Below are 23,278 nucleotides of genomic sequence, written 5' to 3'. Positions count from 1 at the left end.
TTCGGGTGTTTTTTAACAATCGGATGGCTGCGAAATTGCGGCGGGAATCACGATAACCCGGCAGCTCCTACGGGGGTGTGCGTCGTCTGTGAGTTTGCCCATAAACCCCCTATCTGCTAGTGTCGCGCCGGTTTAACGTCAACCGGAAATCGCCGCCATGGCCCGCAAAAAAGCTGCACTGGATTTCGAACAGTCCCTCGCCGACCTGCAAACGCTGGTGGAGCGTCTGGAGAATGGCGAATTGTCGCTGGAGGACTCGCTGGCCGCTTTCGAGCAAGGCATCGGTCTGACCCGCGATTGCCAGGCGGCACTGGCCCAGGCCGAGCAAAAGGTTCAGGTACTGCTCGAGCGTGATGGCGAGTTGGCCGAGGAACCCTTCGACGCGGATCAGCCAGAATGATTGCAGCGTACTCGGCCACCAGCCAGGCTCGCGTCAATGCGGCTCTGGAAACCCTGTTCACGGCACCAGGCCCCGAGTTGGCACGGCTTTACGAAGCCATGCGCTACAGCGTGATGAATGGCGGCAAACGCGTGCGTCCACTGCTGGCCTACGCCGCCTGTGAAGCGTTGGGCGGCAAGCCTGAGCAAGCCAACGGTGCCGCCTGTGCGGTGGAGCTGATCCACGCCTATTCACTGGTGCATGACGATTTACCGGCGATGGACGATGACGATCTGCGTCGCGGTCAGCCCACCACCCACAAGAAATTCGATGAAGCCTGCGCGATCCTCGCCGGCGACGGCTTGCAGAGCCTGGCCTTCAGCGCCCTGCTAGACCCGCGTCTGAGCGCGTCGGATGCCGAAATCCGCCTGCAGATGGTCAGCGCCCTGGCACTGGCGGCAGGCCCGGCGGGCATGGTCGGCGGTCAGGCCATCGACCTCGGTTCGGTCGGCCTGAAGCTCGACCAGAAAGCCCTGGAATACATGCACCGGCACAAGACCGGTGCGCTGATCGAAGTCAGCGTCAAACTCGGTGCCCTGGCCAGCGGCCGTGCCGAGAAAGACGAACTCAAGTCCCTGCAGACTTATGCACAGGCCATCGGCCTGGCATTCCAGGTCCAGGACGACATTCTCGACGTCGAAAGCGATACCGCCACCCTCGGCAAACGCCAAGGCGCCGACATTGCCCGGGACAAACCGACCTACCCGGCCCTGCTCGGCCTCGATGCGGCCAAGGCCTATGCCCTTGAGCTGCGCGACCAGGCCCTACACGCCCTGCGACCGTTTGACGCGGCGGCCGAGCCGTTGCGTGATCTGGCCCGGTATATCGTCGATCGCCGCAGTTGACGGCGAATCCGCCAAAAAAGACCAACGCGTGGGCAGGGGACGATGCATCAGGTAAACTGCCGCATCTTTTATACCTATAACGATTCGCCTGATGCCCACGACGTTTCATGAGATTCCCCGCAAGCGCCCGACCACGCCCCTGCTCGACCGCGCGAACACGCCGGACGGCCTGCGCCGGTTAGGCGAAGCCGAGCTGGAAACCCTGGCCGATGAGTTGCGCCTGGAATTGCTCTACACGGTCGGCCAGACCGGTGGGCATTTCGGTGCCGGCCTGGGCGTGATCGAGCTGACCATCGCGCTGCATTACGTCTTCGACACCCCGGACGACCGGCTGGTGTGGGACGTGGGTCATCAGGCTTATCCACACAAGATCCTCACCGGTCGTCGCGAGCGCATGGGCACCCTGCGCCAGAAGGACGGCGTCGCTGCCTTCCCGCGCCGCTCCGAGAGCGAGTACGACACTTTTGGTGTCGGCCACTCCAGCACCTCGATCAGTGCCGCGCTGGGCATGGCGATTGCCGCCCGCCTGCAGAACAGCGAGCGCAAGGCCATCGCGGTGATCGGCGACGGCGCGTTGACCGCGGGCATGGCGTTCGAAGCGCTGAACCACGCGCCGGAAGTGGACGCCAACATGCTGGTGATCCTCAACGACAACGATATGTCGATCTCGCGCAACGTCGGTGGCTTGTCGAACTATCTGGCGAAGATCCTTTCCAGCCGCACCTACGCGAGCATGCGCGAAGGCAGCAAGAAAGTGCTGTCGCGCCTGCCCGGCGCCTGGGAAATCGCTCGCCGTACCGAAGAATATGCCAAGGGCATGCTGGTTCCCGGCACGCTGTTCGAAGAGCTGGGCTGGAACTACATCGGCCCGATCGATGGCCACGACCTGCCGACCCTGATCGCCACCCTGCGTAACATGCGCGACCTGAAAGGCCCGCAGTTTCTGCACGTCGTCACCAAGAAAGGCAAAGGCTTCGCCCCGGCGGAAGTCGACCCGATCGGTTACCACGCCATCACCAAACTCGAGCCTCTGGACGCCCCGGCCGCCGCGCCGAAAAAGGCCAGCGGGCCGAAATATTCCGGTGTGTTCGGTGAATGGCTGTGCGACATGGCGGCGGCCGATCCACGTCTGGTCGGGATTACTCCGGCGATGAAGGAAGGCTCGGACCTGGTCGCGTTCAGCGAACGTTTCCCGCTGCGCTACTTCGACGTGGCCATTGCCGAGCAGCACGCCGTCACCCTCGCGGCCGGCATGGCCTGCGAAGGCGCCAAGCCCGTGGTCGCCATCTATTCGACTTTCCTGCAACGCGGTTACGACCAGCTTGTCCACGATGTGGCGGTGCAGAACCTCGACGTGCTGTTCGCCATCGACCGCGCGGGTCTGGTGGGCGAAGACGGTCCAACCCACGCCGGCAGCTTCGATTTGTCGTTCCTGCGCTGCATCCCCGGCATGCTGGTGATGACCCCGAGCGATGAAAACGAGCTGCGCAAGATGCTCACCACCGGTCACCTGTACGAAGGCCCGGCGGCTGTGCGTTATCCACGCGGTAATGGCCCGAACGCGACCATCGAGAAAGACCTCGAGCCGATCGAGATCGGCAAAGGCGTCGTCCGCCGCCAGGGCAGCAAAGTCGCCCTGCTGGTGTTCGGCGTGCAACTGGCCGAAGCCCTGAAAGTCGCCGAGACGCTGGATGCGACCGTGGTCGACATGCGTTTCGTCAAACCGCTGGATGAAGCGCTGGTGCGCGAAATCGCCGGCAGTCACGAGCTGCTGGTCACTGTCGAAGAAAACGCGATCATGGGCGGCGCCGGTGGCGCGGTCAGCGAATTCCTCGCCCGGGAAAACATCCTCAAGTCGATACTGCACCTGGGCTTGCCGGACATCTACGTCGAACACGCCAAGCCTGCGCAAATGCTGGCCGAGTGTGGGCTGGATGAAGCCGGGATCGAGGCTTCGATCCGCGAGCGCCTGCAACTGCTGAACATCTAAATCCCTGGATACATGCAACACCCTGTGGGAGCGAGCCTGCTCGCGATAGCGGACTGTCAGTCGACTCAAATGTTGACTGATACACCGTCATCGCGAGCAGGCTCGCTCCCACATTTGATTTGTGTGCGCCACGAAACACCAACGGACTACCCATGAAACTCTCCCCCCTCGCCCTGACGCTGACCCTGCTGCCGGCTGGTCAACTGCTGGCCGACACCTTCGAACGCGATCAGGCGCTGAAGCTGCCCGACGTGCTGATCAGCGCCAACCGCCAGGTCGAAGCGCGCAACGACAGCAGCGCCGCCAACACCGTGTTCACCCGCGACGACATCGATCGCCTGCAACCCGATAGCATCACCGACCTGCTGCGCCGTGTACCGGGCGTGCAAGTCTCGCAGGCCGGCGGGCGCGGCAGTGTGCCGGGGGTTTACATTCGCGGCACGCAATCAGCCCAGAGCCTGGTGCTGGTGGACGGCCAGCGCATCGGCAGTTCGACCTCCGGCGACAGCAACCTGCAGCACCTCAACATCGAACAGGTCGAGCGCGTGGAGGTGCTGCGCGGCTCCCGTTCGGTGATTTATGGCAGCGATGCGATTGGCGGGGTGATCCAGATCTTCACCCGCCGTGGTGGCGAACAGGGCCTGCAACCGCGCCTGCACACGGCGCTTGGCAGCAACCAGACCTGGGAGCGCAGCCTTGGCCTGGCCGGTGGCGATGAGCGCACCCGCTTCAACCTCGGCGCCAGCCTCGACGAAAGCGCCGGGATCAATCGCACCCACGAGTCTTACCCTAGCGATGGCGACCATGATGAGTACCGAAACAAGTCGTTCAGCCTGAGCGTTAGCCACGCACTCAGCGATGACATCGAGATCGGCGCCAACGCGCTGGATAATCGCGGCAAAAGCGAGTTCGACAACCCGTTCGGGCGCTTCGACATGAATACGTTCGAGTCGGTCCAACAGCAGCCCGACAACGAATTCGATGTGAGCAGTGTCAGCAGTTACATCGACGCGCGCATCAATGACCTGTGGCAAACCCGCATCGAGTTCGGCCACAGCGAAAACCGCGAGAAGACCCTCGACAAACTCAGTGACGAACGCAGCGTGTTCAACACCTACCGGGATTCGGTGAACTGGCAGAACGACCTGGCGCTCGACGAGCGCAACAGTCTGCTGCTCGGAGGTGACTGGTATGAAGACCGGATCAACAGCAGCACCGCGTTCGATGAAGACAGTCGCTGGAACCGTGCGGCGTACATCCAGCATCGCTATCGGGCCGACAGTTTCTCCACGGAGCTGGGTCTGCGTCACGACGACAACCAGCAATTTGGCAGCCAGAACACCTGGAGCGGCACCTTCACCCTGCCGCTGAACCCGGACAACGAAGTGCTGTTCACCTACAGCGAAGGCTTCCGCGCACCGACGTTCAACGATCTGTACTACCCCGACTTCAGCAACCCGGACCTCAAGCCTGAAACCTCGAAAAGCTATGAGCTGCAATGGCGCAGCCAATTGACCGAGAGCAGTCGTTTGGAAACGTCGCTGTATCGCACCGACCTTGAAGACGCGATCATCTTCGGCAGCAACTCGCGCCCCGAAAACGTCGCCTCGGCACGGATCAACGGCTTCGAAGCAACGCTGAAGCAGGAACTGTTCGACTGGCAAAGCAATCTCGGCGTGGCGATCATCGACCCGCGCGACCGCGACACGGGCCACACCCTGGCCCGTCGCGCGCGCCGCACTTTGAGCTGGGATCTGGACCGACAGTTCGATCGCCTGGGTCTCGGCGCCAGTTGGCAAGCGGTCAGCAGCAGCTATGACGACCTGAACAATCAACAGCCCCTCGGCGGCTATGCCTTGCTGGGGCTGCGCAGCAGTTGGGAGCTCAATCGTGAAGTCAGGCTGGAGCTGAAGGTCGACAACCTGCTGGACAAGGGTTACAGCCGGGCGTTGTACAGCTACCAAGGCAGCCAGTACGGGTATCGCGAGGAAGGTCGGGCGTGGATGTTCGGGGTGACGTGGACGCCTGGAATCTGATCCGGAATCTGTTCTGTCTGGACCGGCCTCTTCGCGAGCAGGCTCGCTCCCACAGTTGATCGCGGCGACCTACATTTCGCAAACAACATAGATCCATTGTGGGAGCGAGCCCGCTCGCGAAGAGATCACCTCGGTCTCAGAGTCCAGGTGCGATCAATTGGCACAGCTTTGCAGTCGCCTCGACCATCTGCCCACTCGGTCGCTCCAGGCCCTTGTCCGTCACCAGGCGCAATTGCCCCTGCGCTACCGCCGCCACCTGCGGCCAGGCTTTCCACGCGTCGAGCTGCGCCTGATCGCTGACCAGAATCACCTCGGGATTACGCTGCAACACGGCCTCCACGCTGACCTGTGGTGCCGGCAGTTTCAGGTCGGCAAACACGTTTTGGGCTCCGCAGACCTCCAGCGCATCACTGATGATCTGCTCGCCGCCGACGGTGTACAACGGCCGATCCCATATCTGATAGAACACCCGCAACGGCTGATCCCGTCGATAACGTTGACGCAGTGCATCCAACCGCTGGCGCAAGTCGCTGGCCAATGAAACGCCGCGGTCAGGCCGACCGAGCTGAGCGGCAATGGCCTCGATCTGCGCGGCGAGCTGCTCCAGGCTGTGGGGTTCGGCGACGTAGGTGGGAATGTTCAGGCGCTTGAGCTGGTCGCGTTGAGCCGGGCCGACGCTACCGGGCCATAGCAGCAACAGATCGGGCTGCAGGCTGAGCAGCCGCTCCATGTCCAACTGGCCATAGCGGCCAACGGAGGGCAGGTTCTTGAGTTCGGCAGGTCGCTCACCGGCGTCCAGCACACCGACCAGGAGGTCGGCAGAACCCAGTTCAACGACGATTTCAGAGAGCGAGGGTGCAAGGCTGACGACCCGCTCGACCGCGATGGCCGAGCGGCTGGCGGCCAGCAGCAACACCGCCAGCCAGAGCGCGCGCATCAACCGAGCTGACGCGGAATACGGTAGAGGTAGAACAGCACAGCGGTCGACAGCGCCAGCAACATCAGCGGCACCGCTTCGAGCCCGACGAACACCGCCAGGGCACCGATCCACGCCGGCAGGCCGGCGACAAGGAACGCTGTACGGCGCTTCGCCGCCAGACTGATCCACGCGCCAGGTTCTTCAGGGGTATCGAGGGCTTTCTGGGTGGCGATCAGCGCGTGTTTGTAGGCGCCGAAAAACTTCAGGCTGACAAACATCGAAGCGACACCGGCGATGAACAAAGGCATCGCCAGCACCGGCAGAATGGCTTCGCTCTGGCCGAACACCGCGTTGATCACGAACAGCGGCAAAAGGGCCAGTGCCAGGTATTGCCACCAGTTGACGGACAGTCGCCGCCGAACCTGACCGCGGGTCACGCCCGGTCTACCTCGCCCTGATGTTCATTGCCCATCATGTGGTCGAGCTTGCTGGCCTTGGTCGCCAGGTAGAGTCGGTTATGCGGGTTGTGGCCCGTGTGCAACGGCACGCGCTCGGCGACCGCGATCCCCATGTCAGTCAAGGCTTTGACCTTGCGCGGGTTGTTGGTCATCAGCCGCAATGACTTCACGCCCAGGTGCTCCAGCATCGGCAGGCACATGGCGTAGTCACGCTGGTCGGCGGCAAAGCCCAGACGCTCGTTGGCTTCGACGGTATCGGCGCCACCGTCCTGCAGCTCATAGGCGCGGATCTTGTTCAGCAGGCCAATGCCACGGCCTTCCTGGCGCAAGTACAACAATACGCCACGACCTTCACGGGCGATGGCCTGCAAAGCGGCCTCCAGTTGCGAGCCGCAGTCGCAACGCTGGCTGAACAGGGCATCGCCAGTCAGGCATTCGGAGTGCAACCGGCCGAGTACCGGGGCACCGTCGTCGAACTCACCCAGGCTCAGCACAACGTGCTCGCGGCCAGTGCCTTCATCGAGAAAGCCATGCATGGTGAATTGCGCAAAAGGCGTTGGCAGCTTGGAAGCGGCGACAAAAACGACAGGCACCGGTGTGCTCCTGATCTAAAAGTTCTGAAGATTCGCAGAGCCGGCATTGTAACAGCAGGTTCCGAGCGACGCTTAGGCTGAATTATCGGCGATAACTATCAAAAAGTTTGATAACAGCCGCACCCATCCCACAGGGGACGCTGCCAGCCGCAAATCGGTGTCAGTTCGATTCAAACGGATACGGCTGTTTCCAGCGCTCGAAGATCGGTTTCAGCTCACCGCTTTTGACCAATTGCTCCATGCGCTGATCGAACAGCGCCATCAGGCTACGCGCCTTTGCGGTCTTGGCAAAGCACAGGTACAGCGGCAACTCGGCGATATGGGTACTGCGCAACTGGGAGGGGTCTTTGGCACGATTGCGCACGTAGTCAACTTCGGTCTGCGCGTCGATGTAATAGTCGGCACGGTTGTGGGTCAGCATCGACACGATGCCGTCGCGTCGCTGCACTTCAGCAAAGTGCTGCACGTTGGGCAAATAATCCTGGTAATCGTAGCCACGGACCCAGGCCAGTCGATAATTGCCCAGGGTTTCCGGGGTTGGCACCGGACTGCTCGCCAGACCCAGGGCATAGATGTGATCGGTGTCGAAGCTCCAGTGGGGATAGAGCACAGCCTCGGACTCGTCGCGATAGGAGCCGACGCAAGCATCGACTTCACCCCGTTCGGCCAGGCCCAGCGAACGCACGTAGGGTTCGGTGCGGATGTCCACTTTGACACCTGCCGGCTCGAACACGTGTCGCAGCACGTCCCAGCCCAGGCCATGACCGTCAGCGGCGGTATAGTCTTCCCAATCCTCGCTGGCCAGATGAATCACCGACGGCGGCGTAGCACCCCCTCCTCCCGCTTGGGCGAAAGAGCAAAACATCGCGAATACCACCACCATCAATCCACGTAGAACCATCCCTGCTCCCCCGATTAACGCCTGGCAACCCTTGATCAGGCGAAAAACCACACCAATCCCTGCATCGCCAACCAGGCGAACACCCCGGCCAGCACATCATCGAGCATGATACCCACACCGCCATGCACGTGTCGGTCGATCCAGCGAATCGGCCATGGCTTGAGGATATCGAAGAAGCGGAACATCAAGAAGCCTGCCAGCAACCACTGCCAACCTTCCGGCACCAGCCACAGGGTGATCCACATCCCGACCATTTCGTCCCAGACGATGCCTTCATGGTCGTGTACCCGCAAATCGTCGGCCACTTTGCCGCACAGCCAGAAGCCGAACAGCATGGTGATGCCAAGCATCAGCCAGTAACCCCAGTCGGGCAACATCTGCCACAACGGAATAAAGGGCAGCGCAACCAACGATCCCCAAGTGCCGGGCGCCTTCGGCAAGGTGCCCGAGCCGAAGCCGAACGCCAGGAAATGCCATGGATTACGCCAGACCGACGGCGGTACGAATTCCGCCGGGACCTGTTTGGGATGATCTGTCACGGTGACTCCCGAAAATGTTGATAACCCCGGGTTTGCGGGGTGATGTCTTGGCCATCGGCGTCCAGCAGCGTCACGCCCTGCCCCGTCACCACCCGTCCAATCACATGGATCGGCCAGCCGTCGGCCAGCAATAGCGGCAACTCGACGGACGGTAGGGTGAACGCCAGAACGTAATCGTCGCCGCCGCTCAGGGCCGCCACCTGGGCATCCGATCGGCCGAGAAAGTCGACCAGGCTCTGCGACAGCGGTAAACGCTCCCGCTCGACTTCGATACCGACCTTCGAGGCCAGCGCGATATGCCCGCAATCAGCGAGCAGACCGTCGGAGATGTCCATCGCCGAAGTGGCCTTGCCCCGCAGCGCCTGCCCCAGGCCAAGCTGCGGTTGCGGCGACCAGTAGTGGGCCAGCAACGGCTCGGCAACGCTCGCCTCGGCCGTGCGCTGGCCGAGCACCAATGGCAAGGCACCGGCGGCATTGCCCAGGTCGCCACCGACACACAGCAGATCGCCCGGCTGCGCACCGCTGCGGGTCATCGCCAGGCCACTCGGCACGCGACCGAACACGGTCATGGTCAGGCTGAGCGGCCCACGGGTCGTGTCACCGCCCACCAGCGCCACGCCGCAGCTTTGCGCCATCTGGTTCAAACCACGGGCATAGGCTTGCAGCCAATCGGCAGTCACCGTCGGCAAGGTCAGGGCAAGGGTAAATGCGATTGGAGTGGCGCCCATGGCAGCCAGGTCGCTGACGGCCACGGCCAGCGAGCGCTGACCGAGCAGAAAGGGATCGCAGGGATCGGCGAAATGCACGCCGGCCACCAGCGTATCGGTAGAAATCGCCAACTGCTCCCCGGGAGGAACAGCCAGCAAGGCGCAGTCATCGCCGATCCCGAGGGCAACGCCTTCGCCGCCCTGCGCACAAGGCGCGGCGGCGAAGAAATTGCGGATCAGCTCAAACTCGCCCATGGCTTCGTGTCGACATTCCAAGCGCCGATCAGCGCTTGAACGCCTTCACTTCAGCTTCACGCAGACGCGGGGCCAGCTTGTCGAGCACACCGTTGACGAACTTGTGACCGTCGGTGGAACCGAAGACCTTGGCCAGTTCGATACCTTCGTTGATCACAACGCGGTACGGCACGTCGACGCGCTTGAGCAGTTCCCAGGTGGACAGGCGCAGAACCGCCAGCTCAACCGGGTCTAGCTCTTCGATGGTCAGATCGAGGCAAGGCTTGAGTGCGGTGTCGATTTCGGTCTTGAACTGCGGAACCCCGTGCAGGATTTCGCGGAAGTACGCGCCGTCGACATCGCTGAAATCGTTATCGACCCGGAACTGCGCTTCGATCTCGTTCAGCGACTGCTTGGCCATGTGCCATTGGTAAAGCGCCTGAGTCGCGAGCTGACGGGCTTCGCGGCGCTTGGCGCTTTTCGATGGCTTGCCGGCATCCGCAGGCTTTGGATCGCGCGGGTTGAAACGATCGCTATCGTCGCTAATCACTTGGCCTCCAACTGCGCCAGCAGGCTGACCATTTCCAGAGCGGACAGGGCAGCTTCAGCACCTTTGTTGCCGGCCTTGGTGCCGGAACGCTCGATGGCTTGCTCGATGGAGTCAACGGTCAGCACGCCGAATGCAACCGGTACGCCGAACTCCATGGACACCTGGGCCAGGCCCTTGGTGCACTCGCCAGCCACGTATTCGAAGTGCGGAGTGCCGCCACGAATGACTGCGCCCAAGGCGATGATTGCCGCGAACTCGCCCTTTTGAGCGACTTTCTGTGCAACCAGCGGAATTTCGAAGGCGCCAGGTGCGCGGATGATGGTGATGTCGCTTTCGCTTACGCCGTGGCGAACCAGGGCATCAACGGCACCGCTGACCAGGCTTTCAACGACGAAGCTGTTGAAACGGCCCACTACCAGAGCGTAGCGGCCTTTAGGGGCGATGAAGGTACCTTCGATGGTCTTCAGGGTCATTCGTTAGATCTCTTAAAGAGCCGGGACGCGTCTCGTACGCGTCCCTCAGTGATATTTGAACCGCGAATTCAAGGCCGGGGACAACCGGTCATTATTCGGAGGGCACGTATTCTACAACTTCCAGATCGAAACCGGATATCGCATTAAATTTCATTGGTGCCGACATCAGGCGCATTTTGCGTACGCCCAGGTCGCGCAGGATCTGCGAACCGGCACCGACAGTGCTGTAGGTGGTCGGTTTTTTCACCGCGGCGTGATCGGCGGTTTCGCGGATATGCGCCAGCAACACGTCGCCATCGAGCGGGTGACCGAGCAACAACACCACACCGCTGCCGGCCTCGGCAACCGCTGACATGGCGGCGCGCAGGCTCCAGCGGCCTGGTTGCTTGACCATCAGCAGGTCGCGCAGCGGGTCCATGTTGTGCACCCGGACCAGGGTCGGTTCTTCGGCACACACGTTGCCCAGGGTCAGTGCCATGTGCACGTCGCCTTCCACCGAATCACGATAGGTCACCAGGTTGAATTGGCCCAGTTCGCTATCCAGTGGCTGCTCGGCAATCCGCTGAACGGTACGTTCGTGGATCATCCGGTAGTGAATCAGGTCGGCGATGGTGCCGATCTTGATGTCGTGTTCGGCAGCAAAAGCTTCCAGCTCGGCGCGACGGGACATGGTGCCGTCGTCGTTCATCACTTCGCAGATCACGCCGCTCGGCTCGAAACCGGCCATGCGCGCCAGGTCGCAGGCCGCTTCGGTGTGGCCGGCACGGGCCAGGGTGCCGCCGGCCTGGGCCATCAGCGGGAAGATGTGGCCCGGGCTGACGATGTCTTCAGCCTTGGCATCACGGGCGGCAGCCGCTTGTACAGTACGCGCGCGGTCGGCGGCGGAGATGCCGGTGGTCACGCCGGTGGCCGCTTCGATGGAAACGGTGAACTTGGTGCCGAAACCGGAACCGTTGCGCGGTGCCATCAGCGGCAGCTTGAGCAGTTCGCAGCGCTCGCGGCTCATCGGCATGCAGATCAGGCCACGGGCGTGCTTGGCCATGAAGTTGATGTGCTCGGGCTTGCAGCACTCGGCGGCCATGATCAGGTCGCCTTCGTTCTCGCGGTCTTCGTCATCCATGAGGATGACCATCTTGCCTTGGCGGATGTCTTCAACCAGTTCTTCGATGCTATTGAGCGCCACAAGGCACCCCCTTGAGTCAGGATTTGAGGTAGCCATTGGCGGCCAGAAAACTTTCGGTGATGTTTCCGGATTTTGTAGGCTCTGCGGCCTTGTCACCCAACAGCAGGCGTTCCAGGTAACGGGCCAGCAAGTCCACTTCCAGGTTCACCCGGCGACCAGGCTGATACGACGCCATGATGGTTTCGCTCAGGGTGTGTGGAATGATGGTCAGCAGGAACTCGGCGCCATCGACCGCGTTCACGGTGAGGCTGGTGCCGTCGACGGTGATCGAACCTTTATGAGCGATGTACTTGGCCAGGTCCTTGGGCGCGCGAATGCGGAATTCCACGGCGCGCGCGTTTTCGGTACGGGCAACCACTTCACCCACGCCATCGACGTGACCGCTGACCAGATGCCCACCAAGGCGAGTGGTCGGGGTCAGGGCTTTTTCCAGATTGACCGGGCTGCCGCTTTTCAGGTCGTTCATGGCGGTGCAGTCGAGGGTTTCGCGACTGACGTCCGCCGCAAAACCATTGCCCGGCAATTCAACGGCAGTCAGGCACACGCCGTTGACTGCGATGCTGTCGCCCAGTTTGACGTCGCTCAGGTCGAGCTTGCCGGTTTCGACGTGAACCCGCACATCACCGCCCTTTGGGGTCAATGCACGAATACTGCCGATGGATTCGATGATGCCGGTAAACATGAGGTTCTCCTCGAGAACAAAGCCAGCGCTATAGCGATGGCCGGAAATTATACGCTCGCTGCTGGCACTGGGATGGCGATGACTCGCCAGTCATCGCCAACTGCACGAATTTCGGTGATTTTGAGTGCCGGCGCATCCTTCATTTGCGCGAGTGGCCAGTCCAGCAGCGGCCGCGCCGAAGAACCCATGAACTTGCCGGCGATGAATATCTGGAATTCGTCCACCAGCCCAAGCTGAGCGAAAGCACCCGCCAGCCGTGGACCGGCCTCGACCAACACCTCGTTGACGCCACGGTTGGCGAGTTCGACCAGCAGCTGACGCAAGTCGACCTGGCCATCGTAGCCGGGCACGATCAGGCATTCCGGGCCGTTGGCGTACTGCTCTTCCACCGCCACACAGGTGGCGACCAGCGCCGGGCCGGCCTTGAAGAACGGCGCATCCAACGGTACGCGCAGGCGGCCATCGACTAGCACACGCAACGGCGGCCGGCTCATGGCCAGTGCAGTTTGTTCGGCGTCCAGTCCGAGTTCATCGGCACGCACGGTCAAGCGTGCGTTATCCGCCAGCACCGTGTCGGCACCGGTCAGCACCACGCTGGCCTGGGCGCGCAGGCGTTGCACCGCCGAGCGTGCAGCCGGACCGGTAATCCACTGGCTTTCGCCGCTTTCCATCGCCGTGCGACCGTCGAGGCTCATGGCCAGCTTGACCCGCACGAACGGCAAGCCGAGCTCCATGCGCTTGAGGAAGCCTTGGTTGAGCTTTCGCGCTTCGCCCTCCAGCACACCACTTTCGGTGGCGATACCGGCCTGAGCCAGGCGTTGCAAACCGCGACCGGCGACTTCCGGGTTCGGGTCCTGCATCGCCGCGACCACGCGGGCCACACCGGCATTCACCAGCGCATCGGCACAGGGCGGCGTGCGGCCGTGGTGACTGCAAGGTTCAAGCGTCACATAAGCGGTAGCGCCACGCGCCTGCTCACCCGCCGCGCGCAAGGCGTGAACCTCGGCGTGAGGCTCACCGGCGCGCTCGTGCCAGCCTTCGCCGACAATCTGCCCACCCTGCACGATCACGCAGCCGACACGTGGGTTGGGGTGCGTTGTGTAATGCCCCTTGCGCGCCAGTTCCAGGGCACGGGCCATGAAATGGGCGTCGAGGATGGCAAGTTCTGCGGGCGTGGTCATTCTTTCACCGGTTCACGGGCCAGGCGATCGATCTCTTCGCGGAACTCGTTGAGGTCCTGGAAGCGGCGATACACCGAGGCAAAGCGGATGTAGGCGACTTCGTCGAGCTTCTGCAGCTCGGCCATCACCAGTTCGCCGACCACGAGGGATTTAACCTCGCGCTCGCCGGTGGCACGCAGTTTGTGTTTGATGTGCACCAGCGACGATTCGAGGCGCTCGACGCTCACCGGGCGCTTCTCCAGCGCGCGCTGCATGCCGGCGCGGAGTTTTTCTTCGTCGAACGGCTGGCGGCTGCCGTCGGTTTTGATCAGGCGCGGCAACACCAGTTCAGCCGTCTCGAACGTCGTGAAACGCTCGCCGCAGGCCAGGCATTCACGCCGGCGGCGCACCTGTTCGCCCTCGGCGACCAGACGCGAGTCGATGACCTTGGTGTCGTTGGCACCGCAGAAGGGACAGTGCATGGTGGCAGGCAACAAAAAAAGGGAGGGCCATGGTAGCGCATCCCGGTGGCAAGACAAGCCATAGGGTTTGCGGTATACAGACGGGATGATCACTTGATCCATGGAATTCAGCTTTATGGAGCCACCAATGTCGTTACGTCCGCTCGTTTTGCTCAGTGTTTTCAGCCTGCTGGTGGCTTGCAGCAGCGATGCACCCAAGCCCCAGCCGCCAACACCTGGCCCGGCGCCGCAGCAAGCGCAGAAGAAAGCCCGGGAGGCCGCCGCCCTCGGCCCCTTGCCTGCCTATCAGCGTGAGCTGAGCGGCACCTTGCAAGGCGTGCCGGCCGGTGCTGAAGTCGAGCTGGCATTGCTGGTAATCGACGAAAAAGACCGCCCGCAACAATTGCTCGCCAGTTCCAGCCTGATCGGCAACAACCAGGTATTGCCGTTTCACCTGCGCTTCAATCCGGAGTCCTTCCCCTCAGGCGCCCGCGTGGAACTGCGAGGCCGCGCCAGCCAGTCCGGCCAGCTGATCCTGCACTTGCCGTCGCAACTGATTACCCAGCCGACCACCCAGGCCCTGGGCCAATTGCAATTCGTCAAAGCCCCATGAGTGCACCGCTCGACCTGCAACAGGCCCTGGCTGAATTGCTCGGTGATGCACAACTGGTGGCCTGCCCGTTGCCGGAAACCGATTTGAAGCTGTGGCTGATCGACGGCGACAACATGGACCGCGCCTTCAGCCCCGAAGAAACCCGGCGCATCCTGCATGAGCCACCGTACTGGAGTTTCTGCTGGGCCAGCGGCCTGGCCGTGGCCCGCTATCTGGCCGCAAACCCGCACTGGGTCGAAGGCAAGCGGGTCCTGGATTTCGGCGCTGGCTCCGGGGTGGCGGGGATTGCCGCCGCCAGGGCCGGCGCGCTGGAAGTGCTGGCCTGCGACCTCGACCCGCTGGCGATTGCCGCGTGTCGGGCGAATGCCGAGCTCAATGACGTGCAGCTCAACTACTCGACGGATTTTTTCGCCGAGGCTGATCGCTTCGATCTGATTCTGGTGGCGGATGTGCTGTACGACCGGGCGAACCTGCCGCTGCTCGACCAGTTCCTCAGTCGCGGCCGAGAGGCGCTGGTGGCGGATTCCCGGGTACGGGATTTTCGCCACCCGTTGTACCGGCGCATCGAAATGCTTGAAGCCATGACGCTGCCGGATCTGGCCGAGCCCCACGAGTTTCGGCATGTGAGTCTGTACCACGCGCGGCGCTAGTTAAAAGCTTCGCGGGCAAGCCCGCTCCCACAATGGTTGGTGTGAACCACAAATCTTATGGCGACTTCAATCCCTGTGGGAGCGGGCTTGCCCGCGAAGGCGCCCTGTCAGGCAACACACCTCTCACGGCCAACCGCTTCCGGCCGCCCCCCACCAAGCCGTATAGTTGCCCCATTCACGCTTCTACGAGATTACCCATGAGTCAGGAAACGCCGTACATCTTCGACGCCACGACTGCCGATTTTGACCAGTCGGTGATCGAGAACTCCTTCCACAAGCCGGTGCTGGTGGATTTCTGGGCCGAATGGTGCGCGCCCTGCAAAGTGCTGATGCCGATGTTGCAGAGCATTGCCGAGAGCTATCAGGGTGAATTGCTGCTGGCCAAGGTCAACTGCGACATCGAGCAAGACATCGTCGCCCGCTTCGGCATTCGCAGCCTGCCGACCGTGGTGCTGTTCAAGGACGGCCAGCCTGTCGACGGTTTTGCCGGTGCCCAGCCCGAATCCGCCGTGCGCGCCCTGCTTGAACCTCATGTGCAGATGCCGCCGCCGGCCGCCGCCGATCCGTTCGAACAAGCCCAGGCGCTGTTCGACGACAGCCGTTTTGCCGATGCCGAAGCACTGCTCAAAGTGATCCTGGGTGAAGACAATACCAACGCCAAGGCGCTGATCCTGTACGCCCGCTGCCTGACCGAGCGCGGTGAACTTGGCGAGGCGCAAACCGTGCTGGATGCAGTCAAGAGCGACGAGCACAAGGCCGCGCTGGCCGGCGCCAAGGCGCAGATCAAGTTTCTCGGTTTGGCCAAGGACTTGCCGGACGCCGCCGACCTGAAGGCACGGCTGGCGAAAGACCCGCTGGACGATGAAGCGGTTTATCAATTGGCGATCCAGCAACTGGCCCGTCAGCAGTACGACGCTGCGCTGGATGCATTGCTGAAGTTGTTCATCCGCAACCGCAGCTACAGCGAAGGCTTACCGCACAAGACCTTGCTGCAGGTGTTCGAGTTGCTGGGCAACGATCACCCGCTGGTGAGCACGTACCGTCGTAAATTGTTTGCTGCGTTGTACTAATCGTTACCTGTAGGAGCTGGCTTGCCAGCGATAGCCTCACCACCGCGTCATCGTTCATCGCCGGCAAGCCGGCTCCTACAGTTATCCGATCCAGCGGTAGAGCGGCGTATCGCCGCCGCTTTCCACTTTCACATCCGCACAATGGCGCAACCGCACCAGCAGGCGCTTGCCCGCCGCCGCGCTGCCGGTCAGGCCTTCCAATTGTTCGAGCAAATCCGGTCCACTCAACTGTCCGGCCTGACGCAGCAAATCCCGGGCGATCTGCCACAGCGCATCATCCTGATTCAGCGGCTTCGCCACCGGGGCGCTGACCGGGGATTTTTCTACCTGCAACTGCGCCCCTAGTCGTGCCCAGTCCGCATCGTCCATCTCCAGGGTCAAATCCACCGGCCAGTCGCCGATGCTTCCGCGAATTCGCAACATAGGTCTGCTCCCGCACATTTCTTCCCTGCATGCTCCCATGGGACTTGTGCAACGCCAAGCAGGCAGTCAAACTCTCCGCACTTACGTTATAAGATTACATAACATTTTCTTCATTTTACTTTTCGGAGACTCGCCATGCGTCGTCTGCTTCTCGTTCTGCCGTTTGCCATGTTGCCGCTGGCTGTCACCCATGCCGCCGACGAACACGATCATGAGCATGGCAGCCTGGGTGCCCACGAACACGGCGTTGGACGCCTGAACGCGGCGCTGGACGGCAAGACCCTGGCGCTGGAACTGCAAAGCCCGGCCATGAATCTGGTGGGGTTCGAACACGTCGCCACCAGTGATGCCGACAAAGCCAAAGTCGCCGCGGCCCGCGCTCTGCTTGAGCAACCGCTGGCCCTGTTCAACCTGCCGAAAGCCGCCGGTTGCGTGGTGGAAAACCAGGAACTGGAAAGCCCGTTGTTCGGTGACACACCCGATGCCGAGGATGACCATGATGAAGACGCCAAAGATGAAGATGGCCACGAACATCATCACGACCACAGCGAAATCCACGCTCATTATCAGTTCACCTGCGCCACACCGGACGCATTGAAGACCCTGGACCTGGCGAACATGTTCAACTCGTTCCCGGCCACTCGGACGATTCAGGTACAACTGATCGGCCCGAGCGGGCAGCAAGGCGTTGATGTGACGGCCAAGGCTGCCGCCCTGAAATTCTGAATTCACCAGCCTTTGTAGGAGCCGGCTTGCCGGCGATAGGCACACCTCGGTCCATGTAGAAAATCGCGTCATCGTTCATCGCCGGCAAGCCGGCTCCTACAGGTCATCAACATTCATGAAATCGGTTAAATGACCCAAGCACTCATCGAACTGTCCGACCTGGGCTTCAGCTGGCCCGGTCACCCGCCACTGCTGGACATCCCGGCGTTTCGCCTGGAGCGCGGTGAAACCCTGTTTCTCAAAGGCCCCAGCGGCAGTGGCAAGACCACCCTGCTCGGCCTGCTCGGCGGCGTGCAAAAGCCCGATCGCGGCAGCATTCGCCTGCTCGGCCAGGAGCTGACACAACTGTCGGCCGGCGCCCGTGACCACTTCCGCGTCGATCACACCGGTTACATCTTCCAGCAGTTCAACCTGCTGCCGTTTCTATCGGTGCGTGAAAACGTCGAACTGCCTTGCCACTTCTCGAAGCTGCGTGCCGAACGGGCGAAACAGCGTCACGGCAGCGTCGACAAAGCGGCCGCGACGCTGCTCGCCCACCTGGGTCTGAAGGATGCAAACATCCTCGGTCGCCGCGCCGATTCGTTGTCCATCGGCCAGCAGCAACGGGTCGCCGCCGCCCGTGCACTGATCGGTCAACCGGAACTGGTGATCGCCGACGAGCCGACCTCGGCCCTCGATTACGACGCCCGTGAGAACTTCATTCGCCTGCTGTTCGCCGAATGCCGCGAAGCCGGCTCGAGCCTGTTGTTTGTCAGCCACGACCAGAGCCTGGCGCCGCTGTTCGACCACAACCTGTCGCTGGCCGAACTCAATCGCGCCGCCACCCCGTCCGAGGTCTGAGATGTATCTGTTTCGTCTAGCGATGGCCAGCCTGGCTAACCGCCGCTTCACCGCGATCCTCACAGCGTTCGCCATCGCCTTGTCGGTGTGCCTGCTGCTGGCGGTGGAGCGCGTACGCACCGAGGCCAAGGCCAGTTTCGCCAGCACCATCAGCGGCACCGACCTGATCGTCGGCGCTCGCTCAGGTTCGGTGAACCTGTTGCTGTACTCGGTGTTCCGTATCGGCAACGCCACCAACAACATCCGCTGGGACAGCTTCGAGCACTTCGCCAACAACCCGAAAGTGAAGTGGGCGATCCCGATGTCCCTCGGCGATTCCCATCGCGGCTACCGGGTGATGGGCACCACGGAAGCCTACTTCGAGCATTACCAGTACGGCCGCCAGCAACACCTGGAGCTGGCCGATGGCCGGGCGTTTGCGACCGACCCGTTCGAAGTGGTGCTCGGTGCCGAAGTAGCCGAGGCACTGCACTACAAACTCGGTGACAAACTGGTGCTGGCCCACGGCGTGGCGGCAATCAGCCTGGTCAAGCACGACGACAAGCCATTCACCGTGGTCGGCATTCTCAAACGCACCGGCACGCCGGTGGACCGCACGCTGCACATCAGCCTTGGCGGCATGGAAGCGATTCACATCGACTGGCATAACGGTGTGCCGGCCCGGGGCGAGGGCCGAATCACCGCCGATCAGGCGCGCAACATGGACCTCACGCCGCAAGCGATCACCGCGTTCATGCTCGGTCTCAACAACAAGATTTCGACCTTTGCCCTGCAACGGGAAATCAATGAATTCCGTGGTGAGCCGATGCTGGCGATCCTGCCGGGCGTGGCGCTGCAGGAGCTTTGGAGCCTGATGGGCACCGCGGAAAAAGCCTTGTTCGTGGTCTCGCTGTTTGTGGTGCTGACCGGGTTGATCGGCATGCTCACGGCCATTCTCACCAGCCTCAACGAACGCCGTCGAGAAATGGCGATCCTGCGTTCGGTGGGTGCGCGACCCTGGCACATCGCGACGCTGCTGGTGCTCGAAGCCTTTGCCCTGGCGCTGTCGGGCGTGATCGCCGGTGTGGCATTGCTGTATGTGTGCATCGCGGCGGCCCAGGGTTACGTGCAAGCCAACTACGGCCTGCTCCTGCCGCTGTCCTGGCCGAGCGAGTATGAATGGACACTGCTCGGTGGCATCCTGATCGCCGCGCTGCTGATGGGCAGCGTGCCGGCCTGGCGCGCCTATCGCCAATCCCTGGCCGATGGCCTGTCGATCCGCTTATGAGGACGTTGAAAATGCCCCGCGCTGTACTTGCGCTGTTGATGTTGGTCGCCCTGCCCCTGTGGGCAGCCCAGCCGCGAGATTTGACCTGGTCGGAGATGATTCCACCGGATGCGCCGAAAGAAGTGCCGAACATGACGCCGCTGCATGACCTGTCGCAGATGAGCAATGCACTGTTGGCCGAGTCAGCGCCGGCGGCCAAGCAAGACTTGCCCAACGCACCGGTGGTCAAGACCCTCGATGGTCAGAACATTCGTCTGCCGGGTTACATCGTGCCGCTGGAAGTGAGCGAGGAAGGACGCACCACGGAGTTTCTGCTGGTGCCCTATTTCGGCGCCTGCATCCACGTACCGCCACCGCCGTCGAACCAGATCGTGCACGTCAAGAGCGAAGTCGGCGTGAAGCTCGACGAGCTGTATCAGCCGTACTGGATCGAGGGCGCAATGCAGGTCAAGGCGTCCACCAGCGAACTGGCGGATGCCGGGTATCAGATGGAGGCGGACAAGATTTATCTGTATGAATTGCCGGAGTGAAGCCGGAGTTTCCTTGTCGCCAACACAATCGCCATCGCGGGCAAGCCCGCTCCCACAGGTTCGATGTTGAAACAAAAATCTTCAGCATTGCGCAACTCCTTGTGGGAGCGAGCTTGCTTGCGATGAGGCCATCAGCAACACCACAAAAATCACTCCTGCCCCACTTTCATTGAGCTGCATCAAAAGACCGAATCGTTAGGCGCCTTACCATTGGACATCGAACATTTTTAACGTCCTCTGGAGCCCCCATGAACAAGTCCTTGCTCAGCGCTTCGCTGGTTGCCCTCGCGCTCGCAGCCCCGCTCGCCCACGCCCACGAGGCGGGTGACATCATCCTTCGTGCGGGCGCCATCACCGTTAACCCGAAGGCCGACAGCTCCAGCGTGAAGGTCGATCAGGGTCCGCTGGCCGGTACCGACCTGGGCGGCAAGGCGACCATGGACAGCGACACGCAGCTGGGCCTGAACTTCGCCTACATGCTCACCAACAACTGGGGGATCGAACTGCTCGCGGCCACCCCGTTCGAGCATGACGTGAAACTCAAAGGTACCGCCCTGCCGGCTGCCAACGGCAAGCTCGGTTCCCTGAAACACCTGCCGCCCACCCTGAGCGTGGTCTACTACCCGCTGGATTCGAAGTCGGCCTTCCAGCCCTATGTCGGCGCTGGCATCAACTACACCTGGATCTACGACGAAAGCCTCAGCAGCGAAGCCAAGTCCGCCGGTTTCAGTAACTTCAAGGCGAAGAACTCCTGGGGCCTGGCTTGGCAGGTCGGTGCCGACTACATGCTGACCGAGCACGTCATGCTCAACGCCCAGGTGCGCTACATCGATATCGACACCCGCGCCACCGTTGAAAACAACTCGATTGCCCCGGGCACCCGCGCCAAGGTCAATGTCGATGTCGATCCGTTTGTGTACATGGTTGGCCTGGGTTACAAGTTCTGAAGAACGTTCACGTGGTGGTGAATGAGGCTTGGTGGTGATTAGACTTAAAAATGACGACGACTGCTGCGCAGTCGAGCGGGACGGTGCGGCGATCCGACAAGCTCCCTCGCCACAGGAATTGCACAAGCTTTAACGTAAATTCCGGCCGTGAAAAAGGCGCCTGTAAAAAGGCGCCTTTTTCATGTCCACGGGTGAGCGATCTATCGCCCCAGCAACCGCGCCAACCCCACATGCATCGGCGTCTGCTCCGAGGTAGTGAAGCGCTCCAGCAGACGCCGGTTGTTCGCCCGGGAATGACGGATGTCACCGGAGCGCGCCGGGCCGTAGCTTACCGGTGGCAGTTGGCCGACCACGGCCTCAAGCGCTTCGAGCATTTGCTTGAGGGTCGTCGCCTGGTTCCAGCCAACGTTGACCGCACCGGCTTCGACCCGGGGCTTCTCGATGGCCTGCACCAGCAAGTCGACCAGGTCTTCGACGTAGACAAAATCCCGGGTCTGCTCACCATCGCCGAACACGGTGATCGGCAAACCCTTAAGTGCGCGCTCGCTAAAAATGCTGATCACCCCGGAGTACGGCGAGGACGGATCCTGGCGCGGTCCGAAGATGTTGAAGAAGCGGAAAATCACCGGCTCCAGCCCATGCTGGCGACGGTAAAAATCGAAGTACTGCTCGCTGGCCAGTTTGTCCACCGCATACGGCGTCAGCGGCGCCTTTGGGGTGTCTTCGTCGATCGACTCGCCCTCGCCATTATTGCCATACACCGCCGCGCTGGAAGCGAACAGCACGCGCTTGACCCCAGCCTGGCGCATGGCTTCGCAGACGTTCAGCGTGCCGATGAAGTTGCTCTGGTGCGTGCGCACCGGATCGTCCACCGAGGCCTGCACCGACGCCACGGCGGCCAGGTGCGCCACGGCGCTGCAACCGGCCATTGCCTGGGCGACCAAAGCCGCATCGGCCACGTCGCCAACGATCAGTTCGACTCTGGGATTATCCAGCGGCAGATTGCTGCGCTTGCCGGTGGACAGGTCATCGAGGATCCGCACCGCATGGCCCTTGGCGAGCAGGGCGTCAGTCAGGTGCGAACCAATGAAACCGGCACCACCGGTGATCAAAACGGGACCGTCAGCCATGGCGATAGAACCTGTCCAGTAGACCGGGAAGCGCCGCACGCCAGGCGCGTGGTTTGATCCCGAAGGTGTGCAGAATTTTTTTGCAGGCCAATACCGCGTGTTGCGGCTCTTCCGCAGCATCCGGACGCGCGGCGTGGGCCTGGGCGGTCGGGGCTTCGATGGCCAGCGGGTGCAGGCTGCGAGCTTCGGTCAGAATCGCCTGCCCCAGCGCCAGCGGCGTGGTCGCCTCATGCCCGGCGTAGTGGTAGGTGCCCCACAGTGGCGCGGCGCAATCGAGCTGCTTGAGCACTGAAATGATCACGCGGGCGGCATCGTCGACCGGCGTCGGATTGCCGCGCCGGTCGTCGGCCATCAGCAGTTCTTCGGGTTGTTCGGCACGGGCGAGGAAGCGGCCAAGGGCGCCATCCGGGCTGTCATCCAGCAGCCAGCCGAAACGCAGCAATACGTGTTGCGGGCAGGTGGCGCGAACGCTTTGCTCGATCCGCCACAACGCCTGCCCCCGCAAGCCCAAGGGCACCGGTTCGTCTTTTTCGCTGTAGGCAGTGGCGCGGGAACCGTCGAACACGCGATAGCTGGAAGGTTGCAGCAGAACGATGTTGTGGTGCTGGCACAGTTCCGCCAGACGCTCGATCGCGCGTTCCTGGCCGGCCAGTCGCTGTTCGCTGACCGCTTCGGCCTGAAACCAGTCGAAGTAGTAGGCAAGGTTGATCAATGCATCGGGACGGGTGTCGTCGAGCAGTTGTGTCAGGCTCGCGGCATCCCAGCCGTCTTGCGGCGGGCGAGGGGCGAGGAAACCGATGTCTTCCTCCGCACCGAGGCGAATCAGCGCCTGCCCAAGGGCATTTCCGCCGCCCAGTAACATAAGGCGCATTCGCATAGAGTCAGCAGGCCCAGTCTGATTGGAACGATGGC

Annotated in this window: 27 protein-coding genes; 12 read left to right on the top strand and 15 right to left on the bottom strand. The window is 62.1% G+C overall.

Annotation, left to right across the window (positions count from 1 at the left end):
* Positions 1 to 157: 157 nt before the first annotated feature.
* The 4 genes from CD175_RS28480 to CD175_RS28460 all read left to right on the top strand — a co-directional run bounded on the left by CD175_RS28480 (position 158) and on the right by CD175_RS28460 (position 5,310).
* Positions 158 to 400: an exodeoxyribonuclease VII small subunit gene (locus CD175_RS28480; RefSeq protein ID WP_007970180.1), complete on the top strand. Its 243-nt coding sequence runs from the start codon at positions 158 to 160 to the stop codon at positions 398 to 400.
* The gene (ispA, locus tag CD175_RS28475) at positions 397 to 1,284 is read left to right on the top strand and encodes a (2E,6E)-farnesyl diphosphate synthase (protein WP_104451305.1); all 888 of its coding nucleotides are present in this window, start codon (positions 397 to 399) and stop codon (positions 1,282 to 1,284) included. The genes CD175_RS28480 and ispA overlap by 4 nt, the downstream gene beginning before the upstream one ends.
* 91 nt (positions 1,285 to 1,375) lie before the next feature.
* Complete coding sequence (gene dxs, locus CD175_RS28470; protein WP_104451304.1) at positions 1,376 to 3,274, top strand: 1-deoxy-D-xylulose-5-phosphate synthase; 1,899 nt, start codon at positions 1,376 to 1,378, stop codon at positions 3,272 to 3,274.
* 152 nt (positions 3,275 to 3,426) lie between these two features.
* Positions 3,427 to 5,310, top strand: a complete 1,884-nt coding sequence (locus CD175_RS28460) for a TonB-dependent receptor domain-containing protein (RefSeq protein WP_104451303.1) — start codon at positions 3,427 to 3,429, stop codon at positions 5,308 to 5,310.
* Between the two features lie 136 nt (positions 5,311 to 5,446).
* Here the strand turns inward: CD175_RS28460 and CD175_RS28455 are convergent, their stop codons facing one another.
* From CD175_RS28455 to nrdR, 12 genes are all read right to left on the bottom strand, one after another.
* A complete protein-coding gene (locus tag CD175_RS28455; protein WP_104451302.1) occupies positions 5,447 to 6,247 on the bottom strand; it encodes a cobalamin-binding protein in 801 nt (266 codons plus the stop codon).
* Entirely contained in the window at positions 6,247 to 6,666 is a 420-nt protein-coding gene (locus tag CD175_RS28450) for an MFS transporter (protein ID WP_104451301.1), read from the bottom strand. The genes CD175_RS28455 and CD175_RS28450 overlap by 1 nt, the downstream gene beginning before the upstream one ends.
* Positions 6,663 to 7,280 (bottom strand): GTP cyclohydrolase II, encoded by a 618-nt coding sequence (ribA, locus tag CD175_RS28445; protein WP_007970170.1) that lies wholly within the window; start codon positions 7,278 to 7,280, stop codon positions 6,663 to 6,665. The genes CD175_RS28450 and ribA overlap by 4 nt, the downstream gene beginning before the upstream one ends.
* A 160-nt stretch (positions 7,281 to 7,440) precedes the next feature.
* Positions 7,441 to 8,181, bottom strand: coding sequence for a substrate-binding periplasmic protein (locus CD175_RS28440; RefSeq protein WP_104451300.1), 741 nt, complete (start codon positions 8,179 to 8,181; stop codon positions 7,441 to 7,443).
* Positions 8,182 to 8,216: 35 nt separating this feature from the next.
* Positions 8,217 to 8,720: a phosphatidylglycerophosphatase A family protein gene (locus CD175_RS28435; RefSeq protein WP_007970166.1), complete on the bottom strand. Its 504-nt coding sequence runs from the start codon at positions 8,718 to 8,720 to the stop codon at positions 8,217 to 8,219.
* Positions 8,717 to 9,682 (bottom strand): thiamine-phosphate kinase, encoded by a 966-nt coding sequence (gene thiL / locus CD175_RS28430; protein WP_104451299.1) that lies wholly within the window; start codon positions 9,680 to 9,682, stop codon positions 8,717 to 8,719. Before thiL ends, CD175_RS28435 begins: the two co-directional genes overlap by 4 nt.
* A 28-nt stretch (positions 9,683 to 9,710) precedes the next feature.
* Positions 9,711 to 10,211 carry a transcription antitermination factor NusB gene (nusB, locus tag CD175_RS28425; protein WP_007970164.1) on the bottom strand — a complete coding sequence of 167 codons (501 nt, stop codon included), beginning with the start codon at positions 10,209 to 10,211 and terminating at the stop codon, positions 9,711 to 9,713.
* Positions 10,208 to 10,684 (bottom strand): 6,7-dimethyl-8-ribityllumazine synthase, encoded by a 477-nt coding sequence (gene ribH / locus CD175_RS28420; RefSeq protein WP_003228649.1) that lies wholly within the window; start codon positions 10,682 to 10,684, stop codon positions 10,208 to 10,210. The genes nusB and ribH overlap by 4 nt, the downstream gene beginning before the upstream one ends.
* A gap of 91 nt (positions 10,685 to 10,775) precedes the next feature.
* Positions 10,776 to 11,867 carry a bifunctional 3,4-dihydroxy-2-butanone-4-phosphate synthase/GTP cyclohydrolase II gene (ribBA, locus tag CD175_RS28415; RefSeq protein ID WP_007970163.1) on the bottom strand — a complete coding sequence of 364 codons (1,092 nt, stop codon included), beginning with the start codon at positions 11,865 to 11,867 and terminating at the stop codon, positions 10,776 to 10,778.
* Between the two features lie 16 nt (positions 11,868 to 11,883).
* Positions 11,884 to 12,549 (bottom strand): riboflavin synthase, encoded by a 666-nt coding sequence (locus CD175_RS28410; RefSeq protein WP_104451298.1) that lies wholly within the window; start codon positions 12,547 to 12,549, stop codon positions 11,884 to 11,886.
* 47 nt (positions 12,550 to 12,596) lie between these two features.
* Positions 12,597 to 13,730, bottom strand: a complete 1,134-nt coding sequence (gene ribD / locus CD175_RS28405; protein ID WP_104451297.1) for a bifunctional diaminohydroxyphosphoribosylaminopyrimidine deaminase/5-amino-6-(5-phosphoribosylamino)uracil reductase RibD — start codon at positions 13,728 to 13,730, stop codon at positions 12,597 to 12,599.
* Entirely contained in the window at positions 13,727 to 14,191 is a 465-nt protein-coding gene (gene nrdR / locus CD175_RS28400; RefSeq protein WP_003228656.1) for a transcriptional regulator NrdR, read from the bottom strand. Before nrdR ends, ribD begins: the two co-directional genes overlap by 4 nt.
* Before the next feature lie 127 nt (positions 14,192 to 14,318).
* On the opposite strand from nrdR, the gene CD175_RS28395 reads away from it, so the two are divergent.
* From CD175_RS28395 to trxA, 3 genes are all read left to right on the top strand, one after another.
* Positions 14,319 to 14,783 carry a YbaY family lipoprotein gene (locus CD175_RS28395; protein WP_104451296.1) on the top strand — a complete coding sequence of 155 codons (465 nt, stop codon included), beginning with the start codon at positions 14,319 to 14,321 and terminating at the stop codon, positions 14,781 to 14,783.
* A complete protein-coding gene (locus CD175_RS28390) occupies positions 14,780 to 15,433 on the top strand; it encodes a class I SAM-dependent methyltransferase (RefSeq protein ID WP_104451295.1) in 654 nt (217 codons plus the stop codon). The genes CD175_RS28395 and CD175_RS28390 overlap by 4 nt, the downstream gene beginning before the upstream one ends.
* 197 nt (positions 15,434 to 15,630) lie before the next feature.
* A complete protein-coding gene (gene trxA, locus CD175_RS28385; RefSeq protein WP_104451294.1) occupies positions 15,631 to 16,503 on the top strand; it encodes a thioredoxin in 873 nt (290 codons plus the stop codon).
* An 81-nt stretch (positions 16,504 to 16,584) separates the two neighbouring features.
* Here trxA and CD175_RS28380 read toward each other — a convergent pair whose 3' ends face one another.
* On the bottom strand, positions 16,585 to 16,926 hold the full coding sequence (locus CD175_RS28380) for a hypothetical protein (RefSeq protein ID WP_104451293.1): 342 nt from the start codon (positions 16,924 to 16,926) through the stop codon (positions 16,585 to 16,587).
* Positions 16,927 to 17,061: 135 nt separating this feature from the next.
* Between CD175_RS28380 and CD175_RS28375 the strand changes: the two genes are divergently transcribed.
* The 5 genes from CD175_RS28375 (at position 17,062) to CD175_RS28355 (ending at position 21,236) form a co-directional block, all read left to right on the top strand.
* Positions 17,062 to 17,652 (top strand): DUF2796 domain-containing protein, encoded by a 591-nt coding sequence (locus CD175_RS28375; RefSeq protein ID WP_104451292.1) that lies wholly within the window; start codon positions 17,062 to 17,064, stop codon positions 17,650 to 17,652.
* 129 nt (positions 17,653 to 17,781) lie between these two features.
* Positions 17,782 to 18,492, top strand: a complete 711-nt coding sequence (locus tag CD175_RS28370; RefSeq protein WP_007970153.1) for an ABC transporter ATP-binding protein — start codon at positions 17,782 to 17,784, stop codon at positions 18,490 to 18,492.
* 1 nt (position 18,493) lies between these two features.
* Positions 18,494 to 19,759, top strand: coding sequence for an ABC transporter permease (locus CD175_RS28365; protein WP_104451291.1), 1,266 nt, complete (start codon positions 18,494 to 18,496; stop codon positions 19,757 to 19,759).
* A gap of 11 nt (positions 19,760 to 19,770) precedes the next feature.
* Positions 19,771 to 20,289, top strand: coding sequence for a DUF3299 domain-containing protein (locus CD175_RS28360; RefSeq protein ID WP_104451290.1), 519 nt, complete (start codon positions 19,771 to 19,773; stop codon positions 20,287 to 20,289).
* Positions 20,290 to 20,537: 248 nt separating this feature from the next.
* Positions 20,538 to 21,236: an OmpW/AlkL family protein gene (locus tag CD175_RS28355; protein WP_104451289.1), complete on the top strand. Its 699-nt coding sequence runs from the start codon at positions 20,538 to 20,540 to the stop codon at positions 21,234 to 21,236.
* Between the two features lie 200 nt (positions 21,237 to 21,436).
* Here the strand turns inward: CD175_RS28355 and CD175_RS28350 are convergent, their stop codons facing one another.
* Positions 21,437 to 22,366 carry a UDP-N-acetylglucosamine epimerase PgnE gene (locus CD175_RS28350; RefSeq protein ID WP_104451288.1) on the bottom strand — a complete coding sequence of 310 codons (930 nt, stop codon included), beginning with the start codon at positions 22,364 to 22,366 and terminating at the stop codon, positions 21,437 to 21,439.
* Positions 22,359 to 23,243, bottom strand: a complete 885-nt coding sequence (locus tag CD175_RS28345; RefSeq protein WP_007970144.1) for a sugar nucleotide-binding protein — start codon at positions 23,241 to 23,243, stop codon at positions 22,359 to 22,361. The genes CD175_RS28350 and CD175_RS28345 overlap by 8 nt, the downstream gene beginning before the upstream one ends.
* Positions 23,244 to 23,278: the final 35 nt, after the last annotated feature.

This window comes from Pseudomonas laurylsulfatiphila (assembly GCF_002934665.1).
In the GTDB taxonomy this organism is placed as follows: Bacteria; Pseudomonadota; Gammaproteobacteria; order Pseudomonadales; family Pseudomonadaceae; genus Aquipseudomonas; species Aquipseudomonas laurylsulfatiphila.
This window is presented reverse-complemented; position numbering and strand designations above follow the sequence as displayed.

What these genes read in the sequence shown, in the direction of transcription:
- nrdR (WP_003228656.1), bottom strand. Translation starts at nt 14,191, where the DNA reads ATGCACTGTCCCTTCTGCGGTGCCAACGACACCAAGGTCATCGACTCG.
- CD175_RS28365 (WP_104451291.1), top strand. Translation starts at nt 18,494, where the DNA reads ATGTATCTGTTTCGTCTAGCGATGGCCAGCCTGGCTAACCGCCGCTTC.
- CD175_RS28360 (WP_104451290.1), top strand. Translation starts at nt 19,771, where the DNA reads ATGCCCCGCGCTGTACTTGCGCTGTTGATGTTGGTCGCCCTGCCCCTG.
- dxs (WP_104451304.1), top strand. Translation starts at nt 1,376, where the DNA reads ATGCCCACGACGTTTCATGAGATTCCCCGCAAGCGCCCGACCACGCCC.
- thiL (WP_104451299.1), bottom strand. Translation starts at nt 9,682, where the DNA reads ATGGGCGAGTTTGAGCTGATCCGCAATTTCTTCGCCGCCGCGCCTTGT.
- CD175_RS28375 (WP_104451292.1), top strand. Translation starts at nt 17,062, where the DNA reads ATGCGTCGTCTGCTTCTCGTTCTGCCGTTTGCCATGTTGCCGCTGGCT.
- CD175_RS28440 (WP_104451300.1), bottom strand. Translation starts at nt 8,181, where the DNA reads ATGGTTCTACGTGGATTGATGGTGGTGGTATTCGCGATGTTTTGCTCT.
- CD175_RS28410 (WP_104451298.1), bottom strand. Translation starts at nt 12,549, where the DNA reads ATGTTTACCGGCATCATCGAATCCATCGGCAGTATTCGTGCATTGACC.
- CD175_RS28395 (WP_104451296.1), top strand. Translation starts at nt 14,319, where the DNA reads ATGTCGTTACGTCCGCTCGTTTTGCTCAGTGTTTTCAGCCTGCTGGTG.
- CD175_RS28390 (WP_104451295.1), top strand. Translation starts at nt 14,780, where the DNA reads ATGAGTGCACCGCTCGACCTGCAACAGGCCCTGGCTGAATTGCTCGGT.
- CD175_RS28380 (WP_104451293.1), bottom strand. Translation starts at nt 16,926, where the DNA reads ATGTTGCGAATTCGCGGAAGCATCGGCGACTGGCCGGTGGATTTGACC.
- trxA (WP_104451294.1), top strand. Translation starts at nt 15,631, where the DNA reads ATGAGTCAGGAAACGCCGTACATCTTCGACGCCACGACTGCCGATTTT.
- CD175_RS28355 (WP_104451289.1), top strand. Translation starts at nt 20,538, where the DNA reads ATGAACAAGTCCTTGCTCAGCGCTTCGCTGGTTGCCCTCGCGCTCGCA.
- ispA (WP_104451305.1), top strand. Translation starts at nt 397, where the DNA reads ATGATTGCAGCGTACTCGGCCACCAGCCAGGCTCGCGTCAATGCGGCT.
- CD175_RS28350 (WP_104451288.1), bottom strand. Translation starts at nt 22,366, where the DNA reads ATGGCTGACGGTCCCGTTTTGATCACCGGTGGTGCCGGTTTCATTGGT.
- CD175_RS28345 (WP_007970144.1), bottom strand. Translation starts at nt 23,243, where the DNA reads ATGCGAATGCGCCTTATGTTACTGGGCGGCGGAAATGCCCTTGGGCAG.
- CD175_RS28460 (WP_104451303.1), top strand. Translation starts at nt 3,427, where the DNA reads ATGAAACTCTCCCCCCTCGCCCTGACGCTGACCCTGCTGCCGGCTGGT.
- ribH (WP_003228649.1), bottom strand. Translation starts at nt 10,684, where the DNA reads ATGACCCTGAAGACCATCGAAGGTACCTTCATCGCCCCTAAAGGCCGC.
- CD175_RS28455 (WP_104451302.1), bottom strand. Translation starts at nt 6,247, where the DNA reads ATGCGCGCGCTCTGGCTGGCGGTGTTGCTGCTGGCCGCCAGCCGCTCG.
- CD175_RS28370 (WP_007970153.1), top strand. Translation starts at nt 17,782, where the DNA reads ATGACCCAAGCACTCATCGAACTGTCCGACCTGGGCTTCAGCTGGCCC.
- CD175_RS28480 (WP_007970180.1), top strand. Translation starts at nt 158, where the DNA reads ATGGCCCGCAAAAAAGCTGCACTGGATTTCGAACAGTCCCTCGCCGAC.
- ribD (WP_104451297.1), bottom strand. Translation starts at nt 13,730, where the DNA reads ATGACCACGCCCGCAGAACTTGCCATCCTCGACGCCCATTTCATGGCC.